This is a genomic window from Erythrobacter donghaensis (assembly GCF_001557325.1).
In the GTDB taxonomy this organism is placed as follows: Bacteria; Pseudomonadota; Alphaproteobacteria; order Sphingomonadales; family Sphingomonadaceae; genus Erythrobacter; species Erythrobacter donghaensis_B.
In genome coordinates, this window is record NZ_LSJS01000099.1 from 1 (window position 1) to 19,308 (window position 19,308).

Genomic DNA, 19,308 nt, shown 5'->3' on the forward strand with positions numbered 1-19,308 from the left:
CCCCCTACCCCCCTCCCCCAAGGGAGGGAGGATCTAGTACAGCTTCCCCACCAGCGGAAGCCCGCGCTCGGGCTCGGCGAATTCCTTGATGATGCGGCCCACGCGGGCGAGCGTCTCCTGTCCCGAGGCAAGCATCTCGTCGACCGTCTGGCGCGCGCGGAAATAGCAGGCGAAGGTCAGTGGACCCTCGCCCTTGGGCCCTTCGGCAAAGCCGATGTCGATGTAGTTGTATTCGGTCGCCCCGATAAGCCCGCTGGTGCCGGTCTTGTCGCCTGCGACCCAGCCTTCCGGCAGCCCCGCCCGCACGCGCTTTAGGCCGGTCTCGGTTGCGACCATCCAGCCCTTGAGCTCGGCGCGTTCCTTCTCCGGCAGCACGTCGCCATAGACGATCTTCGCCACCGTCCGCGCCATGGCGGCGGGCGTGGTGGTGTCTCGGTATTCGGCGGCGGTGACGAGGTTCATCTCGGGCTCGTAGCGGTCGAGGCGGCTGACCTCGTCGCCGATGCTGCGCCAGAAGGCGGTCAGCCCCGCCGGGCCGCCCAGCTCGCGCAGAAGCACGTTGGCGGCGGTATTGTCGGAGGTGATCTGTGTCGCCCGCGCCAGTTCGCGCAAGGTCGCACCGGTCGAAAGCCGCTCACGGGTGAAGGGCGAGACCCACATGAGATCGGCCTCGCTCCAGCGCACCTGTCGGTCCGCGTCGATCCGTCCCGCCGCATCAAGCGCCAGCACCATTGCCGCGAGCGAGAACTTGAACGAGGAGGCGTGCCCGAAGCGGCGGTCCTGATTGATCCCGACGCTCGCCCCGGTGACGGTGTTGAAAATCTCGACCCCGAGCGTGCCGCCGCCCGCGGCTTCGATGATCCGCAGCTCCGCCACGAGGCGTCCGAGCGGGGACTGGTCGGGCGGAATGCACGCGCCCGCGCCCAGCGCCAGCGTGCCGCCCAGAAAGAAACGCCGATCCATCCTCATGCAAACTTGTCCGCCTTGCGCTTGCCGAACCTCAGGTCGGCCTCCAGTTTCGCCCGCAATTGCGCATAGAAGGCCTCGAGGAAAGCCCGTTCGTCGCCCGCGCCCGGATCCCAGCCGATCTTACGGCAGATCGTGGCGTGGACCGCCTGGAGCGCCTCGGGCGGGCTGTCGCGCAGCATCCGCTCGAGGGTCTGGAGCTCCTTCTCGCCATAGATCGAAAGCTCCGCCTCGCCGAAGGCATAGCGCACCCCGGTGATCTCGCTCGATCCGGCGACGGCCGCGGCACCCTCGACCGAGAGCACCTTGGCGAGCTTGGCGCGCGGGCGCTCGACCACCCAGGTGCCCGCGACGATGTCACCCGCGCGCAGGGCGTCGCGGTTGAAGAAGGGGAACAGCAGGAACAGCGCGAACCAGCCGGTCACGACCCAGCCGAGCACCCCGATCGGCTCGCCCCGCTCGGCCAGCACCGAGAGAATGAACAGGGTGACGAGGGGGTAGAAGAGCTCGATGTCGCGCAGCAGGTTGCGCGCGATCACCGCTTCCGGGGTGAGGCGCGTGCCGCCCCGCGCGGCGATACGGATGCCGACGATGCGCTTGCCCAGCGTCGCCCCGCGCGGGCCCAGTTCCTGCACCAGGAAATAGCCGTACCACGCGCAGAACACGAACAGCGCCATGCAGATGCCGAGGAATTCGAGCGCGGCGCTCGAGATCTCGTCGGGGTTGAAGCCGCTCGCTTCGAGCAACCCGCGGGCGATGTAGTAGATCGTGATCTGGACCACGATCAGGCCGAACAGCAGGATCATGAAATCGATGATCAGTGCGCCCGCGCGCGCGGTGCGGGGGGCGATGGCGATGGGGAGCGCGAGCCCCTCGGGGGTGACAAGGGTGCGCAGGCGCTTCTCGTCGCGCGGGGCAGGGACAAGAGCGCGCGGGCTCATGCGCTGCGCTCCGGCGCGAGGGCGTCACCTGGGGGGGCGGCGGGGCGGTAGAGGAAGAAATAGCTGAGCCAGAACACCAGCATCGTGCCCCCGATCATGAAGCGGGAGGCGGTGTCCTCGACCAGCTGGCGCGGATAGGCCTCGAGCAGGGCCGCGACCACCATCATGATGACCACGCCGACCATCACCACCGCAGAGCGGCGTCCGGCCGCGGCGGCGGCCTGCAGCACCGGGAGCTTGCCCGGGAAGGCCATCGCGCGCCCGATATGCAGCCCCGCCGCGCCCGAGAGCATGATGCCGAACAGCTCCGTGGTGCCATGCACAGAAAGCCACGCGGCGAGCTCCACCACCAGGTTCTGCCCGTTGTAGAGCCACAGCAAGACGCCCATCAGCGCCATGTTGTGCACCAGCAGCAGCAGCGAGGGGATGCCGAAGGCGAAGCCCAGCGCGAAGGCGAGGATGCACACCCCCGAGTTGTTGCTGAACAGCTGCGCGGCGAACCCGGCGAGCCCGGCGGCGCCTTCGTCGTGCTTCAGCACCTGCAGCAACTCCTCGCGGCTCGCACCGGGCTGGCGCGGGTCCATCATGCCGCCGGGGAAGAGGCGGAAGAACCACGCCTCGTCCTGCACCACCAGCAGCCAGCCGACGATCGTGCCCGCCACCATCACGAACAGCGCGATGCAGATGTCGAGCCACAATTCGCGCACTGCGCGGCTCCAGCCGCCGAAGATGAAGCCGCGCAGCCAGCGCACGAAGCCCATGCGGGGGCCATAGACCTGGAACCACGCGCGCTGCACCAGCGCCTCGAGATAGGCGAGGGTGGCGGCGTCCAGCGACGTCTCGCGCGCCACCGAAAGCGAAGAGGCGGCGGTGCGGTAGAGCGCGGGGAGCGCGATCAGGTCGTCGTCGGCGATGCGCCTGAGGCCGCCCCTCTCCATGCGGGCAAGGATCGCCTCCAGCCGCTTCCACTCGCCTTCACGCTCCAGCCGGAAGCGGTCGGAGCGCAGCGCCGCGCTTTCGATATCGGGGGAGGCTTCCACCTGTCCGCGCCCGAACCACGAGGAAATGACGGGAGCCTTCATCCGATTGCCTCGCTGCTGCGGATCGCGAGATAGCGGTCGATCAGGCGCGGGCCGATGCTTTCCCACGGGGCCTCGAGCACGTCGATCCCCAATCGCCGCAGCCGGGTGAGCACCAGCTTTCGCTGCTGCGCGAGACTGTCGGCGGTGACGGCGCGGGCGAGGGTGGCGATGTCGCCGGGCGGGGCGGCGATCAGCTCCTCGACCTCGCTGTCGGTCATGGTGACGAACAGCACGAGATGCTTGTTCACCAGCCGCCCGAGGCTTTCGACCATCAGTTCGGCCGCCGTGGGATCGGTGAAGTCGGAGAACACCACCACCAGCGAGCGGCGCTTGAGGCGCGCGGTCAATTCGGCCAGCGCGAGCGTGAAGTTGGGCTCCACGGCTTCGTAATCGAGCCCGGCCGCGGCGCTCTGCAAGCGGTGGAAGGCGCGGGCGTCACCGATGAAGGGGGTCATCAGCTGCGGCCGCCTTGCAAAGCCGAACAGCGCGACCTTGTCCCCGCCCTTCAGCGCGACATAGCCGCAGGTCAGCGCCGCGCTGACGGCGCGGTCGATGCGCGGCAGGCCATCGACCGGCTCGCACATCGCCTGTCCGCAATCGAAGGCGAAGACGATCTGGTTGTTGCGCTCGCTCTCGTTCTCGCGTGCGAAGAGTCGGGTGTGGCGCGCGCTCGCCTTCCAGTCGATGCGGCGGTTGATGAGGCCGATCTGGGCATTGCGCAGGAAGGTCTGCAAGTCGGGCGAGCGCACCGGCGAGAGATCGGGCCAGATGCGCACGGTCTTGTCGATGGGATTGGCGGTCTGCCGCGCACCGAGCCCGAGCGGGCCTTCCCAGCGCAGCCATGCGCGCTCGACAAGCGCGGTGCCGCGGCGGGTAGGGGTGAGCACGGTCTCGCCGCGCCAGCCATCGCCATGGGGTTCGGGGGCGAGAGTCAGGGCTATGCGGCCCTCCTCCGCCAGCCGCGGATCACAGGCCAGCGCGCCCGCCGCACGCGAGGGCTGGCGTCCGGCGAAGCGCGCGGTGATCGCCATGCGGGTCGGCTGGCCGACCTCGACATCGTCGGCCGAGCGCACCTCCCAGCCCTCGAGCTTGCCTGCCAGCCAGGCGTCGATCCCGACCAGGATCAGCAGCACGGCCCCAAGGATCGGCGCGAGCACCCACGCCCCCGGCAGCGCCGCCGCGATCACGACCGCGACCGGCGCGAGCGCGGCCGCACTCCACGCCGCACGCTCGGTCGGCACCACAAACAGGAACGGCCCCAGCGGCGCGGTGATGAACAGCAGGAAGCGGCGGCGCAGCGGGGTCATGTTCTAGCGGGGCGCTTCCGTGGCTTCGACCAGTTCGGCCACGAGCGCCTCCATGTCGCGGCCCTCGATCTCGGCGGCGGGCGAGAGCGTCAGACGGTGGCGCAGCACCGGCACCGCGAGCGCCTTGACGTCATCGGGGATCACATAGGCCCGGCCCTCGAGCGCGGCTCGGGCGCGCGCCGAGCCCGCCAGCAGGACTGCGGCGCGCGGGGAAGCGCCGACGGTGAGCTCCGAATGCTCGCGGGTGGCGCGGATCAGGCGCACGACATAGCGGGTGATGTCCTCGGCCACGGTCACCTCACCGACCGCGGCGGTGGCAGCCGCGATCCCCTCGGCGGTGGTGACAGCGGTGACGCCGAGGTCAGCGGGACGCTGCGGGCGCGAACGCTTGCCGTAGGTGGCGACGATCCGCGCCTCCTCCTCCTCGGCCGGGTAGGGCACCAGCAGCTTGAACAGGAAGCGGTCGAGCTGTGCCTCGGGCAGCGGATAGACGCCCTGGTTCTCGATCGGGTTCTGGGTTGCGACCACCATGAAGCGATCCGGCAGCCGGTGGGTCTCGCCGTCGAGCGTTACGCGGCGCTCCTGCATCGCTTCGAGCAGCGCGGCCTGGGTCTTGGGCGGGGTGCGGTTGATCTCGTCGGCCAGCAGCAGGTCGCAGAAGATCGGCCCGCGGGTGAGGGTGAACTGGCTGGTCTGGAAGTTGAACAGGTTGGAACCCAGAATGTCGCCGGGCAGCAGGTCGGGCGTGAACTGGATGCGCCCGAAATCGAGGCCCAGCGTGGTCGCGAAGCTCTGCGCGAGGAAGGTCTTCGCGGTGCCCGGCGGGCCTTCGAGCAGCACGTGGCCTTCGGAGAGCAGCGCCACCAGCAGCATGTCGACCATCGCTTCCTGCCCGACGATCGCCTTGGCGATCTCGGCACGGATGGCGCCCGTGAGGCTCCGGACGTCTTCGAGTGTCATGGTCATTTGGGTCCCTGTTGCAGTCGGTTGGCGAGATCATCGAGGCCCCGTGCGGCGGCCAGGATGTCGGCGGGCTTCGTCGCCGCCTCCAGCCGCGCGGCGCGGTGGGTGAAGGGCTCTTCGTCGGGAAGGCGGCGGGCAAGGGCTGCGTCGATCCCCTCCGGATCGGGGCGCGTGAGGCCGAGCCGCTCGGCCAGCCGTCGGCCTGCGAGCGCGGCATAGGGCGCGCCCAGCAGCCGGAAGCGCCGCGCGCGCAGGATCAGGCCCGCGCCGTTCATGATCAGCTGGCGCTTGCCGAAAGCGATGTCGGGGCCGCCGTTCGCCGCCGCCGGGCCGAAGCGCCGGAACGCGCGCCAGCCGACGATGAGCAGCGCGACCAGCAGGCACAGCGTCGCGGCAAGGAAGGGCGGGCGGAAGGCGAGGGTCAGCAGGTTTTCCGAGGCGCCGAAGCCGTTCAACGTCATGTCGAAGACGACGTGATCGATCTCCTCGGGGTCGGCCAGCCGGTCGACCAGCGCGATCGCGGCGGCCGCGCGATTGGCGTCGGCAAGGCCGTAGTTGTTGGCAAGATCGGGGTCGGCAAGGACGATCACCGGATAGACGCGCTCGGTGAAGATGTCGGCCTCTTCCTCCTCCGGCGTGTCCGGTTCCTCGCGCAGGCCGAGGTCGATGCCGAAGGCGAGCACCCGCCCCCCGGTGTCGACGATCAGCGCCTGCTGCCCGTCCCCGATCTCGGCATGGAGCAGCTCCTCGCGCGGGAGCGTGCCCGACAGCCCCATCCCGCTCCAGCGTGCCGGGGGGGCGGGCTTGTTAGGTTTGGCTTTCGGCATGGGGGCGGCGGAGGGCGCCGCTTGCGGGGGCGCCAGGTCGATGGCCACGGCGTTGGCCTTGCGCGGGTGGATGGCGTGCGCGAAGCGATAGCCGTCCGGCAGTTCGGTCGGCCACTCGCTCGGGCTCGCGCCGCCCAGCGTCACCCAGCCGCGCCTGAACTTCGCCTGCACCCGCGGCGGCAGATTGGGGCCGGGCGTGCTCGCCCACCACTTGCTCATGATGACCAGGGTCGGCCCGAGCATGCGGCGCTCGGTGAGGATATTCTCGAGCTCCTCGGGATCGGCGAAAGGCGCGGGGGTGAGCACCAGCAGGTCGCGGGTCTCGAGCCCCTGCGCATTGCGCGACAATGCGATGGTGTAGCCCTGCGCCTCGACCAGCTTGACGAGCCCCGCGTAGCCGTTGAGCCCGTTGCTGGCCGCATGCGCCTGCCCGCGCCCGCGCGTCCCGCCGAAATCGGCGTCCGCGCTCAGCAGCCACAGCAGCGCGAGAAATAGCGCAAACCCGCCCGCGATCAGCGCGAAGGCCCCGATGCGCGAGAAGGCGGCGGGGCGGGCTGGTGCGGCGGCAGCGCTCATGCGGCGAGCGCCTTGCGGTCGAATCTTGCAAGCGCGAATTCGGCATAGGCGGCGCGCGCGGCCTCCCAGTCGGCGCGTTCGAGCCGGCGCAGCGCGAACAGCGAGGCCTCGACCCGCGTCGCGATCACCCCGAAGGCGTCGCGCGCCGGGCCGGGGAGCGCGGGCAGCGCGGCCAGTTCGCGCGCGGTGCTCGAAGGCTCCACCCAGTCGGGCCGCGCGGCGCTGATCTGGGCGACGCTGCGCTGGAGCAGCAGGTGGGTCGCCTCGTCGAACCGGCCTTCGGCGGCGAGCCGGTCGGCATCCTCGAGCAGCGCCAGGCTGGCGGCGGCATCGGGGCGCCATGTCTCCTCCGGTGCCGGCGCGCCCTCGGCCCGGGCCTTGCGCCCGAAGCGAAACAGCGAGGGGTCGATCAGGCGGATCAGCAGCACCAGCGCGAACAGGCCGACCAGCACCACCGGCACCCAGCGCAGCCACCACCAGGAATCCGCCATCGCCTCGCCCAGCGGGGCGAGCACCTCGGCCAGCCACCTGAAGAAGGCGTCGAGCTGCTGCGACAGCCAGCTGGGCTTGGGCGGGGGCGTTTCAGGGATGATGACGGGGGCGAACTGGATGCTGTCGTCGGCGCGCAGCTCCTCCCATCCGACGGGAGGCGATCCGCCTGAATTGGCTGGGCTATCGGAAGGTGCTTGTGCGGCCGCTGCGGTCATCCCGGACGCGGTGGTGGCATGCCCTCGGCGCAGGTGCAACGGGAAACAGCGTCCGCCGCCGCGCTCTGGCGGCTCAGGGCCGTGCGCGCGCCTGTTCGTAGCTGCCCAAGATGCGCAATTCCTTGGAATGGAAGACGCATTCCTCGAGCGCGCGGTCCACCGCCGGATCGCCCGGCGCGCCGATGATGTCGGCATAGAAAGTGGTCGCGGCAAAGCTGGTGCCCTGCTGGTAGCTTTCGAGCTTGGTCATGTTGACGCCATTGGTCGCGAACCCGCCCAGCGCCTTGTAGAGCGCGGCGGGGATGTTCTTCACCTCGAAGATGAAGGTGGTCATCACCGGCTTGCCCGCGAGCGCCGCGGGCGCGAGCGCTTGCTGCGCGAGGATCACGAAGCGCGTCATGTTGTCGGCGCTGTCCTCGACATTGTTCTCGATGATCGTGAGCCCGTAGAGCTCGGCCGCGAGCGCGGGGGCGATGGCCGCGACCGAAGGATCGCCGCGCTCGGCGACATAGGCCGCCGCGCCCGCGGTGTCGGCATGGCTCAGCGGCACGATCCCGCGCTCGCGCAGATAGCGCCGCGACTGGCCCAATGCCTGCGGGTGGCTGTAGGCCGCCTCGAACGGGCCGCTCCCCAGCGCCATCAGCGCATGGTGGATCGGCATGAAATATTCGCCGACAATGTGGAGCCCGCTTTCGGGCAGCAGGAAGTGGATGTCGGCGACCCTGCCGTGCTGCGAATTCTCGATCGGGATGATCGCCGCCCCCGCGCGCCCGTCCTTCACCGCCTCCAGCGCGTCCTCGAAGCTGAAGCAGGGGAGCGGGGCGAGATCGGGGCGCGCTTCGGTCGCTGCGCGGTGGGAATTGGCGCCGGGCGAACCCTGGAAGGCGATCGCGCGCGCCGGATCGGCGGCAGCGCTGCGCTGCATCCGCTCGACGATTTCGAGGGCCGGGCCGGGAAAGGATCGCATGGGCCCAAGCGCCTAGAGCCGTGCGCGCGGGCGCACAAGTCCCGCATGGGCTCCTTGCGCGCTCACTTGCAAAAGGCGCAAGCATATGTGCCACGATCTGTCTTGCGCGCGCCGCGGGGCGTCACTATGGAGCGCGCGGGATGACACAGGACAACTCTTCGCAAGACAAAGCCGCAGGCCAGAACGGTGGCGGCGATCTGTTCAACACTGCCGCCGGCTGGGTGCTGTTTGCGGCGGGCCTGGGCTTGGGTCTGTCGATCCTCTCCGGCAAGTATTTCCACGGCGACAAGCCGCAGCGTCCCGAAAAGCTCGGCTACGTGATCGAGGGCGCGGTCGAGGAAGGCGGCGGCGCGGCCGAAATGACCATGGCTGAAGCGCTCAACCAGACACCCGCTGCCGAACTGATCGCCGCCGGGCAGAAGGCTTTCGCGAAGTGCCAGAGCTGCCACACCGTCGATGCGGGCGGCGCCAACGGGATCGGCCCCAACCTTGCCGGCGTGATGGGCGGCCCCGTCGCAGCCAAGGCCGGTTTCGCCTACAGCGCCGAACTCAAGGCGCTGGGCGGCACCTGGGACTGGGACAAGATGAACGACTGGCTCAAGAACCCCAAGGGCTATGTCCCGGGGACCAAGATGAGCTTCGCCGGCCTCTCCAAGATCGAGGATCGCGCCGCGATCGCGATGTATCTCAACTCGATCGGCACCAATCTGCCCGTCCCGGCCTTCGTTGCCGATGCGGCGGCCACGGGGACCGTCGATCCTGCCGCGGCGGCCGCCCCGGTCGAGGGCGAGGAAGCAAGCGCGCCGGAGGCTGCGGGCGCCAATGCTACCGAGCAGCCGGTTCCCTCGAACCCGGGCGCAGGGCGCTGAGTTACGAAGGGCCGCCGACGCGCGCGGCTCTCACCCCTTGAAGCCCTGAGCGATCACATACCACTCCGACGATCCCTTGCGGCTCGCCGGCGGCTTGGCGTGCTTGACGCTGGCAAAGTGCTTCTTGAGCAGCGCCAGCAGATCGGTGTCGGTCCCCCCGGCGAGCACCTTGGCGACAAAGCCTCCGCCCGGCGCGAGGTTCTCCACCGCGAACCACGCCGCCGCTTCCACGAGGCCCATGGTGCGCAGGTGATCGGTCTGCTTGTGGCCCACGGTGTTGGCGGCCATGTCCGAGATCACCAGATCGGGCGGCCCTCCCAAAGCCTCGGCCAGCATCGCTGGGGCCTTGTCGTCCATGAAATCCATCTGGAAGATCGTCACACCCTCGAGCGGCTCTACGGCCAGGAGGTCGATCCCCACCACCTCGGCCTTGGGGCGCTTCTGGCGCACCACCTGCGCCCAGCCGCCCGGCGCTATGCCGAGATCGACCACGCGGGTGGCACCCTTCAAGAGGCCGAACTTCTCGTCGAGCTCGATCAGCTTGTAGGCCGCGCGGCTGCGGTAGCCGTCGGCCTTGGCGGCCCGCACATAGGGGTCATTGAGCTGCCGTTCGAGCCATCGCACCTGGCTCGCGGTGCGGCCCTTGGCGGTCTTGACGCGCTTGCCGGTGTCCTTGACGCCGCGGGTCATCGCCCGCCGCGCCCGTTGCCGCGCTGGCTCTTGAGCGCCTTCAACGAGCGTTCCGAGTGGCGCTCGGCGGCCATGATGCTCCGAAGAATGCCTTCGCGAATGCCGCGATCGGCGACCCCCAGGCGCCGCGCCGGCCACAGGTCGAGGATCGCCTCGAGGATCGCGCAGCCCGCCACCACCAGGTCGGCGCGGTCCTGCCCGATGCAGGGCAAGCTCGCGCGCTCATAGGCGGTCATCACCGCAAGCCGTGCGCTGATTGCGCGCATCTCGGGCGCGGGCACGATCAGGCCATCCACGGCCTTGCGGTCATAGCTCGGCAGCTCGAGATAGAGGCTGGCGAGCGTCGTCACCGTGCCGCTGGTGCCGAGCAGGCGGATATCGGGATGCTGCGCGGCCCCGGCCACGCGCGCGGCAAAGGGGGCAAAGCTCTCGGCGACCATGGTTCGCATCGCCGCGAATCGGGCAATGCGCGCGGCCTCGCTGTCCTCGCTGCGCCCGACGGTGTCGGTGAGCGAGACCACGCCCCACGGCACGCTCTGCCAGTCGAGGATGCGCGGGACGCGGGCACCCGGATCGGCCTCGACCAGCACAAGCTCGGTCGAGCCCCCGCCGATGTCGAAGATCACTGCGGGCCCCTCGCCGGCCTCGAGCAGGATGTGGCAGCCGAGCACGGCCAGCCGCGCCTCCTCCCCGGCGCTGATGATGTCGAGCGCGATGCCGGTCTCGGCCCGCACGCGCTCGATGAATTCGAGGCCGTTGGCCGCGCGCCGGCACGCCTCGGTAGCGACCGAGCGGGCAAGGCGGACGTTGCGGCGCTGGAGCTTGTCGGCGCAAATCGTGAGCGCCCCCAGCGCGCGGTCCATCGCCGCATCCGAAAGGCGCCCGGTGGTCGCAAGCCCTTCGCCGAGCTTCACCACCCGGCTGAAGGCGTCGATCACGGTGAAATCCCGGCCCGAGGGCCGCGCGATCAGCAACCGGCAATTGTTGGTGCCGAGGTCCAATGCGGCATAGGCCTCGCCGTGGGTAGTGCTGCGGACCGTGCCGATATCGGCGAGATCGGGTCGCGCACGCGCGGGGCTGGCGCCTGCGTTCTTGCCGCCGGGCCGCACCGGTCGGCGCGCATCGCCGCCAGCGGCCTTGGCACGCGGCTCCCGGCCGCCGCCATTGTTGCGAGATTCGGGCTGAGGGGGGCGCTTGTAGCGGAAATCGGCTACCTTGCCGGACTTGCCGCCCCGGTTTTTCCCAGCACTTCTTTTCCTGTCCGGCGGGAGTGTTTCCGCCATTTCGATACAGCTTTCATATCACCGCGCGCAAAACTCTCCACGCACGCGGCACCTGACCCGCAAGTTATCGCAAGGGCGTCATACAAGCAAGCAGCCAGCACCACGTCGGTGCTTGACCTCGGCCCCTCGCGAAACTAGGGAGCGCGCTCGCCAAGGCCGCCGCAAGGCCGCCCGCGCGCATGGCCGATGCCCCGTCCTCTAATGGTAAGAGAGCGGACTCTGACTCCGTCAATCAAGGTTCGAATCCTTGCGGGGCATCCAGCCAGCCTTTCGCGCTATCGCCGTCCCCTTCGCCGCTGCCGACCTCGGCTATTGCGGGGGCAACCGCCCCCCATTAGGGGATGAGCCATGACCGATCATGACCTGACCAACCGCAAGTTCTACCGCGCCGGCGAGGAAACGCGCTTTGCCGAGGGCGGGCCCGAGCGCACGCCGCAGACCGCGCATCCGGCCTACAAGCTCGCCTTCCGCGACACCGATTTCCTGCTGCGCGACGAGCTCAGGCCCGTGCGCTTCCAGCTCGAGCTGCTGAAGCCCGAGATGCTGCTCGACGAGGCGCGCGTGGGCTCGACGCTGGTGATGTACGGTTCGGCGCGCATCCCGAGCCCGGCGCAGGCCGAGGCGCGGATCGAGGCGGCGAAGAACGGCTCCGAATACGACCAGAAGGTCGCCGAGCGCCTCGCCGCCAAGGCGAAGTATTACGACGAGGCCTATGCCCTCGCGCGGCTGGTGAGCGAGAAGGGCATCATCGAGAACGGCCTCAGGCAGTTCGTGGTCACCACCGGCGGGGGCCCCTCGATCATGGAGGCGGGCAACCGCGGCGCGTCGGACGCGGGCAGCGAATCGATCGGGCTCAACATCGTGCTGCCCCACGAGCAGGCGCCCAACCCCTATGTGACGCCCTATCTCAGCTTCCAGTTCCACTACTTCGCCCTCAGGAAGATGCACTTCCTGCTGCGCGCCCGGGCGGTGGCGGTGTTCCCGGGCGGGTTCGGAACCTTCGACGAATTCTTCGAACTCGTCACGCTGATCCAGACCGGCAAGATGAAGCCGATGCCGATCATCCTGTTCGGCAAGGAATTCTGGACCCGCGTGGTTGATTTCGAGGCGCTGGCGGAAGAGGGCGTGATCTCGAAGAGCGACCTCGACCTGTTCACCTGGGTCGAGACGGCGGAGGAGGCCTGGGCCTGCATCGCCGATTTCTACGACATCAAGGATCACGCGGGCGAGGATTGAGGGGCGCGGCTCAATCCGTTCCCCGCACTGCCTGATGTCCTAGCGGCCCGCTGCCCGCACCGTAGCCGGGTGCAGCCGCGATGGCGGCAATCACGAATTCTCGGGCAAGCCGGACTGCCTCGGGCAGGGTCTCGCCGCGCCCGAGCAGCGTCGCGACCGCCGAGGACAGCGTGCAGCCGGTGCCGTGGGTGTGGCGGGTGGTGATGCGGGGATGCTCGTAGAGACGCGGGGCCTCGCCGGGCGTTACCAGCACGTCAATGATCTGGTCGCCTTCGGCATGACCCCCCTTGGCCAGCACCGCCGCGCCGCTGGTGGTAGCGAGTTCCTGCGCGGCCTCGACCATGGCGTCGTGACCCGGAAGGGGGCGGCCTGCGAGGTGCGCTAGTTCGGGGAGGTTGGGGGTGATGAGCGTGGCGCGCGGGAACACCGACGCGCGCAGGACCGCGACCGCTTCCGGCCCCACCAGCACCGCCCCCGAAGTGGCGATCATCACCGGATCGAGCACGATCGGCGAGGTGACACCCTCAAGCGCCCCAGCCACGGCGGCGATCACTTGCGGATCGGCCAGCATCCCGATCTTGACCGCATCGACCCCGATATCCTCCACGCAGGAGGCGATCTGCGCGAGCACCATGCCCGGCGCGATCCCCGCCACCCCTTGCACGCCGAGCGTGTTCTGCGCGGTGATTGCGGTGATGGCGGTCATTGCATAGCCGCCGAGCATGGTGATGGTCTTGATGTCCGCCTGTATCCCCGCCCCGCCCGAAGAGTCGGAACCGGCGATGGAGAGGATGCGGGGGGGCGCGGCGGGTTCGGTCATGCTGCGCGCCATAGCAGCCGCGCATTTCGGGCTCTAGACCGGCGTCGCTTCCTGAGCCGGGAGCTTGCGCGCTCCGGCAACGGCCGGGGCACAGTCGGGCTCCGCGATGCTCTCGCACGGCGGCAGTGCTTCTCCCGTCGGCCCGATCGCCGCGGCCGCCTCGTGACGCCTGGGGCGCACGATGTCGCGCACCCGCCTGAAGGTGGCAAGGCCCGCTGCGTAGAGCCCCGCGGGCAGGATCCGGCGCAGCCTGCGTTTCAGCGCCTCGCGGCTCGCCAGCGGCGAATCCGTCATCTGTGCGTGCACCGCGAAGTTGCGCAGCTTGCCGACCTCGCCCGCGAGGCCGCCGGGGGTGACGATCCGCTGGCCCTCGATCGAGAGCACCGGCTTGCCCGAAACCCGCGCGATCTCGCAGGCCTGGGCATATTCGCTCTCGATGAAGATCATCGCCTTGCTGTCGCGGTAGACCTCACCCTTGTACCGCCCGTGGACGCCGAGACGACGGCGCTCTTCGGCCGAGGGCAGATCGAGCATCACCAGCCTGTCGTAAAGGATGCCGTGGCGCGCCAGCCATGCCTCGGTCTGGGGGCGGTACTTCTCCAGCCGACTGGTGACGAGGCAGGCGATCCGGCGGGTCGGGCGGTAATGCGGCGCGGCCCCGGCGAGGAAGGCGACGTAGCGGTGGGCGTCGTCGTTGTCCTCCTGACTGGGATCGAGACACAGCACGCCGTCGATGTCGACGCAGGCATGTTCGAGATAGGGGTGGTGGATGAAGTTCCACTCGAACATGCGCGGAAGCGGTAGGATTTCCAGCGCGAGATCGACCTCGCCGACCCCGTCGGGTACGACATAAGCCGCGGCGAAGGTGAAGCGGACGTCGCCTTCCAGATGCGCAAGGCGTTTGCGCGCCTCGCGCATGGCGTGGCCGCGGTTGAGGCTGTCATCGATGACGAGGACATGGCGCGCCTTGCTGAAATCCTCGATCAGGCCCGCATGCTGCTTGGTCGAACCCGCGCCGGAAAGCCGCCCCGCAAGAAAGCCCTCGAGGTCGGCGTAGCGCAGGTTGAGCAGCAGCGCGATGGTGATCGCGGGCAGGATGCCGCTGCGGGCGATACCGACGACGAGATCGACATCCGGCGGGAAGCGATGGAGATTTCTGGTGATCAGGTCGGACATGTCCGACAGGCTGCGGTATCGCATGAGGGCCCCCGGGTCGCTGCGCGGGTACCCGGGTAGGGGGGCATCGCGGGGAATGCGATAACCTGGGTTAGGGCGCCAAGCCTCGGGGGCGGGCGTCGGGGGTTCAGCCCTTGAACTTGCGCTGCGTCGAGGGCGGGAACTTCGCGTGCAGCGCCTTGGCGCGCGTCGGCCGGTCCATCAGCTCGCCGCCGCAATTGGGGCAGCGGTCGTCGAGGTCCTCGGCGCATTCGGCGCAGAAGGTGCACTCGAACGAGCAGATGAAGGCGCCCGGTGCCTCGGCCGGGAGCAGCACGCCGCAGGTTTCGCAATCGGGACGCATTTCGAGCATCGTGCCTTCTCCTCAGACCGCCGCGCGCACCGCCTCGCAGATCGCGTCGACCACTTCTTCCACCTGGCTCTGGTCATCGCCTTCGGCCATCACCCGGATCACCGGCTCGGTGCCCGAGGGGCGGATCACCAGGCGGCCCTTGCCCGCAAGGCTCGCCTCGGCCTCGGCGATCACCGCCTTGACGGCCGCGTTGTCGAGCGGCTTGCCGCCCTCGTAGCGCACGTTCTTGAGCAGCTGCGGCACGGGATCGAAGACGTGGAGCAACTCGCTGGCGGGCTTGCCCGAGCGCACCAGGCTCGCCAGCACGCGCAAGGCCGCGACCGTTCCGTCGCCGGTGGTGGCATAGTCCAGCAGGATCATGTGCCCCGACTGCTCGCCGCCGACATTGTATCCGCCCGCCTTCATCGCCTCGAGCACGTAGCGGTCACCCACTTTGGCGCGCACCAGATCGAGGCCAAGACCATTCAGGTAGCGTTCGAGCCCGAGATTGCTCATCACCGTCGCGACGATCCCGCCGCCCCTCAGCGACCCGCGCTCCTGCATCCGCCCGGCGATCAGTCCCATTATCTGGTCGCCGTCGACCGCGCGGCCTTTCTCGTCGACCACGATCAGCCGGTCAGCATCGCCATCCAGTGCGATGCCGATGTCCGCGCCCTCTTCGACCACCTTGGCCTGGAGCGCCGCGATCGCGGTCGAGCCGACGCCGTCGTTGATGTTGGTGCCGTTGGGCGAGACGCCCAGTGCCACCACATCCGCCCCCAGCTCCCAGATCGCCGAGGGGGCCACCTGATAGGCCGCACCGTGGGCGCAATCGACGACGACCTTCAGGCCGTCGAAGCGGATTTCCGAGGAGACCGAATCCTTGACCGCGTGGATATAGCGCCCGCGCGCATCCTCGATCCGGCGCGCGCGGCCGATCAGTTCGGCGGGGACGAGCGGGATCTCGGTCTCCATCAGCCGCTCGATCTCGGCTTCGGCCGCGTCGGAAAGCTTGAAGCCGTCGGGGCCGAACAGCTTGATGCCGTTGTCGGCGAAGGGGTTGTGGCTGGCCGAGATCATCACGCCGAGATCGGCGCGCATCTCGCGGGTGAGGAGCGCGATCGCGGGGGTGGGGAGCGGGCCGGTCATGATCACGTCGATCCCGACCGAGGTGAACCCGGCGACCAGCGCGCTTTCCATCATGTAGCCCGACAGGCGCGTGTCCTTGCCGATCACCACCCGGTGGCGGTGGCCGCCGCGCACGAAATGGCGGCCCGCGGCCTGCCCGACCTTCATCGCGGTTGCGGCGGTCATCACGCCGGCATTGGTGCGGCCCCTGATCCCGTCGGTTCCGAACAGCTTGCGTCCCATCAATTCCCCTGCCTTCGCCCTTCTCGCCAATATTGTCTCGCGCTTCTGGCGCGGTTAGGGCGCAAAGGGAAGGGCAAGCCGCCCGCATAAGGATTGACCATTGCACGATAGCGAGAGCGCCGGCGGCGCCGGACAGGGGAAATTCGCGCTGGTCTCGATCCGCCTGCCGGTGGCGCTGACCTTCGCCGCGCTGATCGGCGGACTGGCTGCCGGGATAGCGGGCGCGATGGCCGGAGCGCCGCAGGGGGCGTCGGACATTGCCGGGCTGGTCGGCGGGCTGTGGCTGCGCGCGCTGCAGATGACGATCATCCCGCTGGTCGCCGCACTGCTGGTGCTGGGCCTCGTCCAGATGATCCTCGCCGCGCGGGTCGGCACCGTGGCGCGGCGGATGCTCGCGATCCTGGTGGCCGCGCAGCTGGCGGGCGGGGCCTTCACCACCTTCGCCATGCCTCCGCTGCTAGCCGCATGGCCCGTTCCCGCCGGGGCCGAGGCCTTCCTCGCCCAGACCCCTTCCGAGGTCGGCGAGGTGCCCAAGGTGCTCGATTTCCTCGCCTCGCTGGTCAGCCCCAACATCGTCGCCGCCGCCGCCGAGACCGCGATGCTGCCGCTGACGCTGTTCTTCGTGATGTTCGCGGTCGCGATCACCCGCCTGCCGGAGGATCAGGGCGAACGGCTGCTCGGCTTCTTCCACGCGCTTGGCAACGCGATGCTGCTGATCATCGGGTGGGTGCTGAGCGCCGCGCCGGTCGGCGTCTTCGCGCTCGCCTATGGCGTCGGCATCCAGAGCGGCAGCGGGGTGTTCGCCGCGCTCGGCCATTATGTTGTCACGGTGACGCTGATGGGCACCTTCGTGCTGGCGCTCGCCTATGCCATCGCGGTGCTCGGCGGGCGGATCGGCCTTGCGCGCTTTGCCAGCGCGGTGCTGCCCGCGCAGGCAGTGGCGCTGTCGACCCAGTCCTCGCTCGCGAGCCTGCCCGCCATGCTCGACAGCGCCGGGCGGCTGGGCCTGCGCGCCTCGACCGCCGAATTCGTCCTGCCGCTCGCGGTGGTGGTGTTCCGTGCGACCAGCGCGGCGATGAACCTCGCGGTGGTCTACTACGTCGCCGCGCTTGCCGGGGTGGAGGTGCCGCTCACCGTCGCCATCGCCGGCATCCTCATCGCCAGCGTCATCAGCCTTTCCGCGGTCAGCCTGCCCGGCTCGATCAGCTTCGTCGTCTCGATCGGCCCGATCGCCCTGGCGATGGGCGTCCCCGTCGAGCCGCTCGCGCTGCTGGTCGCGGTGGAGATGCTGCCCGATCTGATGCGCACTTTGGCCAACGTCACCATGAACGTGGCTGTGACGAGCGCGGTTGACCGCAGCGCACGAACGGACAAGACGCCTGCGACTTGAAGCTGCAACCCTTAGCGCACATCTGCGTTACCGATCCGAGACCTGCAACACCGATCCTGGAGGACTGCCCATGGCTTTCGCACTTTCCCCGCTGCCCTATGCCGACACCGCGCTCGAGCCCGCCATCTCGGCCGAGACGCTGTCGTTCCACCACGGCAAGCACCACCAGACTTACGTGGACAAGATGAACGCCGCGATCGCGGGCACCGAGCATGAGACGAAGTCGCTCGAAGAGATCGTCGCCGCCTCGCGCGGCACCAACCAGGGCCTGTTCAACAACTCGGCGCAGACCTGGAACCACGCCTTCTACTGGCACTCGATGGCGCCTTCGACCACCGAGGCTTCGGCAGACCTCGCCGCCAAGATCGACGAGGCTTTCGGCTCGGTCGATGCGCTCAAGCAGCAGCTCAAGGACCGCGGCACCGGGCACTTCGCGTCGGGCTGGGTGTGGCTCGCCGAGAAGGACGGCAAGCTCTCGATCGAGGAAACCCACGATGCCGACACGCTCGCCGACAGCGGTTTCAACCCGCTGCTGGTGCTCGACGTGTGGGAGCACGCCTATTACCTCGATCACCAGAACAAGCGCCCCGCCTATCTCGACGCTGTGGTCGAGAACAAGCTCAACTGGGCCTTCGCCAGCGAGAACCTCGCGCGCGGGACGGTGTGGACCTACGCCTGATTTTCTCGGGTTCGGGATGAGGAAGGCCCGGGGCGCAAGACGCTTCCGGGCCTTTTTCTTGTAGCCTCCTACCCTTCAGGGGAGAGGGTTGGGAGAGGGGGCGTGCGCGGCCATGCCCCTCGCAACTCCGGCTAGGCAGCCAGCTGCCAAGCCTGCGTATCTCTCCCTTGAACGGGAGAGAGCATGAGGCTTACCCCCGCGAACTCACCCCATTGCCCGCCGCCACCTCGTCGAGCTCCTCGAGGATTGCGCTGTGGGCGACATCGTCGTCGGTCGAGCGGCGGGGGATCGAGCCGTTCGCCAGCATTTCGGTGAGCGTCGCCCGCGCGCGGCCGACGCGGCTCTTGATCGTGCCGACCGCGCAGCCGCAGATCGCCGCGGCCTCCTCGTAGGAAAAGCCGCCCGCGCCGACCAAGAGCAGCGCCTCGCGCCGTTCGGCCGGCAGCGTCAGCAGCGCGCGGTGCAGGTCGGAGAGGTGGATCGGCTCCTCCTGCCCGGCGGGCGCGGTCAGGATGCGTTCGGCCACCCCCTCGTCATACTCGCCGCGAAAGCGGTTCCTGCGCATGTCGGTGAGATAGGCGTTGCGCAGGATCACGAAGGTCCAGGCGCGCATCGATGTGCCGGGCTCGAAGCGGTCCTGCGCCGCCCAGGCCTTGAGCAGCGTCTCCTGCACCAGATCGTCGGCCAGATCGGGCCGCCCGCACAGGCCCCGCGCAAAGGCGCGCAGGTGCGGCACCACGGCCGTCAGCTCGCGCTTGAAATCGGATTTCTGGCCCGCGCTGCGCCCGCTTCCCGAAGGCTGGTCCGCGCTCACTTGCCGCCATCCCGGCCGCGGGCAGGGGGTAGCGCGTCGAGCCGGTCGATCAGATCCTTGAAGCTGTCGGGCAGGGCCTCTTCGACCACCGAGTCGTAAAGCTGCTTCAGCCCGTCGGCCCATTCGGGCGGTCGGCGCCGGGCGCCGTGGTCGCCTCCGCCCTGATTGCCGCCCTGTCCGTCTGTCGAGGCCATGTGCTCGGTCAATCCCTGTCCCGTGTCCCGGCCCGCCTTGAGGCCGATACCGCTAGGGGGAAGCGCCGTGCCGGGCACGGACCGCTTACCCCGATGCGAGTTTGGACGATTCGGGAACG

20 protein-coding genes and 1 tRNA gene are annotated in these 19,308 nt (G+C 69.2%); 5 read left to right on the forward strand and 16 right to left on the reverse strand.

Annotated features, from left to right (window positions below; all coding sequences use genetic code 11):
• Positions 1-33 precede the first annotated feature (33 nt).
• The 8 genes from bla to AX692_RS05355 all read right to left on the reverse strand — a co-directional run bounded on the left by bla (position 34) and on the right by AX692_RS05355 (position 8,336).
• Positions 34-963, reverse strand: coding sequence for a class A beta-lactamase (gene bla, locus AX692_RS05320; protein ID WP_230961037.1), 930 nt, complete (start codon positions 961-963; stop codon positions 34-36).
• Between the two features lie 2 nt (positions 964-965).
• Positions 966-1,907 carry an RDD family protein gene (locus AX692_RS05325; protein ID WP_073976006.1) on the reverse strand — a complete coding sequence of 314 codons (942 nt, stop codon included), beginning with the start codon at positions 1,905-1,907 and terminating at the stop codon, positions 966-968.
• Positions 1,904-2,989 (reverse strand): stage II sporulation protein M, encoded by a 1,086-nt coding sequence (locus AX692_RS05330; RefSeq protein WP_073976984.1) that lies wholly within the window; start codon positions 2,987-2,989, stop codon positions 1,904-1,906. The genes AX692_RS05325 and AX692_RS05330 overlap by 4 nt, the downstream gene beginning before the upstream one ends.
• Positions 2,986-4,296 (reverse strand): DUF58 domain-containing protein, encoded by a 1,311-nt coding sequence (locus AX692_RS05335; protein WP_155646267.1) that lies wholly within the window; start codon positions 4,294-4,296, stop codon positions 2,986-2,988. The genes AX692_RS05330 and AX692_RS05335 overlap by 4 nt, the downstream gene beginning before the upstream one ends.
• 3 nt (positions 4,297-4,299) lie before the next feature.
• Positions 4,300-5,262, reverse strand: a complete 963-nt coding sequence (locus AX692_RS05340) for an AAA family ATPase (protein ID WP_196489921.1) — start codon at positions 5,260-5,262, stop codon at positions 4,300-4,302.
• The gene (locus AX692_RS05345; RefSeq protein ID WP_073975933.1) at positions 5,259-6,662 is read right to left on the reverse strand and encodes a DUF4350 domain-containing protein; all 1,404 of its coding nucleotides are present in this window, start codon (positions 6,660-6,662) and stop codon (positions 5,259-5,261) included. The genes AX692_RS05340 and AX692_RS05345 overlap by 4 nt, the downstream gene beginning before the upstream one ends.
• Entirely contained in the window at positions 6,659-7,369 is a 711-nt protein-coding gene (locus AX692_RS19530; protein WP_073975934.1) for a hypothetical protein, read from the reverse strand. The genes AX692_RS05345 and AX692_RS19530 overlap by 4 nt, the downstream gene beginning before the upstream one ends.
• A gap of 73 nt (positions 7,370-7,442) precedes the next feature.
• Positions 7,443-8,336: a prephenate dehydratase gene (locus tag AX692_RS05355; protein WP_073975935.1), complete on the reverse strand. Its 894-nt coding sequence runs from the start codon at positions 8,334-8,336 to the stop codon at positions 7,443-7,445.
• A 140-nt stretch (positions 8,337-8,476) separates the two neighbouring features.
• Between AX692_RS05355 and AX692_RS05360 the strand changes: the two genes are divergently transcribed.
• Entirely contained in the window at positions 8,477-9,205 is a 729-nt protein-coding gene (locus AX692_RS05360) for a c-type cytochrome (protein WP_073975936.1), read from the forward strand.
• A 30-nt stretch (positions 9,206-9,235) separates the two neighbouring features.
• Here AX692_RS05360 and AX692_RS05365 read toward each other — a convergent pair whose 3' ends face one another.
• Both AX692_RS05365 and AX692_RS05370 read right to left on the reverse strand, forming a co-directional pair.
• On the reverse strand, positions 9,236-9,895 hold the full coding sequence (locus AX692_RS05365; RefSeq protein WP_073975937.1) for an RlmE family RNA methyltransferase: 660 nt from the start codon (positions 9,893-9,895) through the stop codon (positions 9,236-9,238).
• Positions 9,892-11,178, reverse strand: a complete 1,287-nt coding sequence (locus AX692_RS05370; protein ID WP_073975938.1) for a Ppx/GppA phosphatase family protein — start codon at positions 11,176-11,178, stop codon at positions 9,892-9,894. The genes AX692_RS05365 and AX692_RS05370 overlap by 4 nt, the downstream gene beginning before the upstream one ends.
• Positions 11,179-11,365: 187 nt before the next feature.
• On the opposite strand from AX692_RS05370, the gene AX692_RS05375 reads away from it, so the two are divergent.
• Both AX692_RS05375 and AX692_RS05380 read left to right on the forward strand, forming a co-directional pair.
• Positions 11,366-11,439, forward strand: a tRNA-Gln gene (locus AX692_RS05375).
• Positions 11,440-11,526: 87 nt separating this feature from the next.
• A complete protein-coding gene (locus AX692_RS05380; protein WP_073975939.1) occupies positions 11,527-12,414 on the forward strand; it encodes an LOG family protein in 888 nt (295 codons plus the stop codon).
• A 10-nt stretch (positions 12,415-12,424) separates the two neighbouring features.
• Here AX692_RS05380 and thiD read toward each other — a convergent pair whose 3' ends face one another.
• From thiD to glmM, 4 genes are all read right to left on the reverse strand, one after another.
• Positions 12,425-13,234: a bifunctional hydroxymethylpyrimidine kinase/phosphomethylpyrimidine kinase gene (gene thiD / locus AX692_RS05385; RefSeq protein ID WP_073975951.1), complete on the reverse strand. Its 810-nt coding sequence runs from the start codon at positions 13,232-13,234 to the stop codon at positions 12,425-12,427.
• Positions 13,235-13,267: 33 nt separating this feature from the next.
• Positions 13,268-14,434 (reverse strand): hypothetical protein, encoded by a 1,167-nt coding sequence (locus tag AX692_RS05390; RefSeq protein WP_081095153.1) that lies wholly within the window; start codon positions 14,432-14,434, stop codon positions 13,268-13,270.
• A 103-nt stretch (positions 14,435-14,537) separates the two neighbouring features.
• The gene (locus AX692_RS05395; protein ID WP_073975940.1) at positions 14,538-14,762 is read right to left on the reverse strand and encodes a DUF1272 domain-containing protein; all 225 of its coding nucleotides are present in this window, start codon (positions 14,760-14,762) and stop codon (positions 14,538-14,540) included.
• Between the two features lie 12 nt (positions 14,763-14,774).
• A complete protein-coding gene (gene glmM / locus AX692_RS05400; RefSeq protein WP_073975941.1) occupies positions 14,775-16,112 on the reverse strand; it encodes a phosphoglucosamine mutase in 1,338 nt (445 codons plus the stop codon).
• A 100-nt stretch (positions 16,113-16,212) separates the two neighbouring features.
• On the opposite strand from glmM, the gene AX692_RS05405 reads away from it, so the two are divergent.
• Together AX692_RS05405 and AX692_RS05410 are read left to right on the forward strand one after the other, a co-directional pair.
• Positions 16,213-17,502, forward strand: a complete 1,290-nt coding sequence (locus tag AX692_RS05405; protein WP_073975942.1) for a dicarboxylate/amino acid:cation symporter — start codon at positions 16,213-16,215, stop codon at positions 17,500-17,502.
• A gap of 70 nt (positions 17,503-17,572) precedes the next feature.
• Positions 17,573-18,181 carry a superoxide dismutase gene (locus AX692_RS05410; RefSeq protein ID WP_073975943.1) on the forward strand — a complete coding sequence of 203 codons (609 nt, stop codon included), beginning with the start codon at positions 17,573-17,575 and terminating at the stop codon, positions 18,179-18,181.
• A 190-nt stretch (positions 18,182-18,371) separates the two neighbouring features.
• Here AX692_RS05410 and AX692_RS05415 read toward each other — a convergent pair whose 3' ends face one another.
• Positions 18,372-18,995, reverse strand: coding sequence for a sigma-70 family RNA polymerase sigma factor (locus AX692_RS05415; protein ID WP_073975944.1), 624 nt, complete (start codon positions 18,993-18,995; stop codon positions 18,372-18,374).
• Entirely contained in the window at positions 18,992-19,189 is a 198-nt protein-coding gene (locus AX692_RS05420) for a NepR family anti-sigma factor (RefSeq protein WP_073975945.1), read from the reverse strand. Before AX692_RS05420 ends, AX692_RS05415 begins: the two co-directional genes overlap by 4 nt.
• Positions 19,190-19,308: the final 119 nt, after the last annotated feature.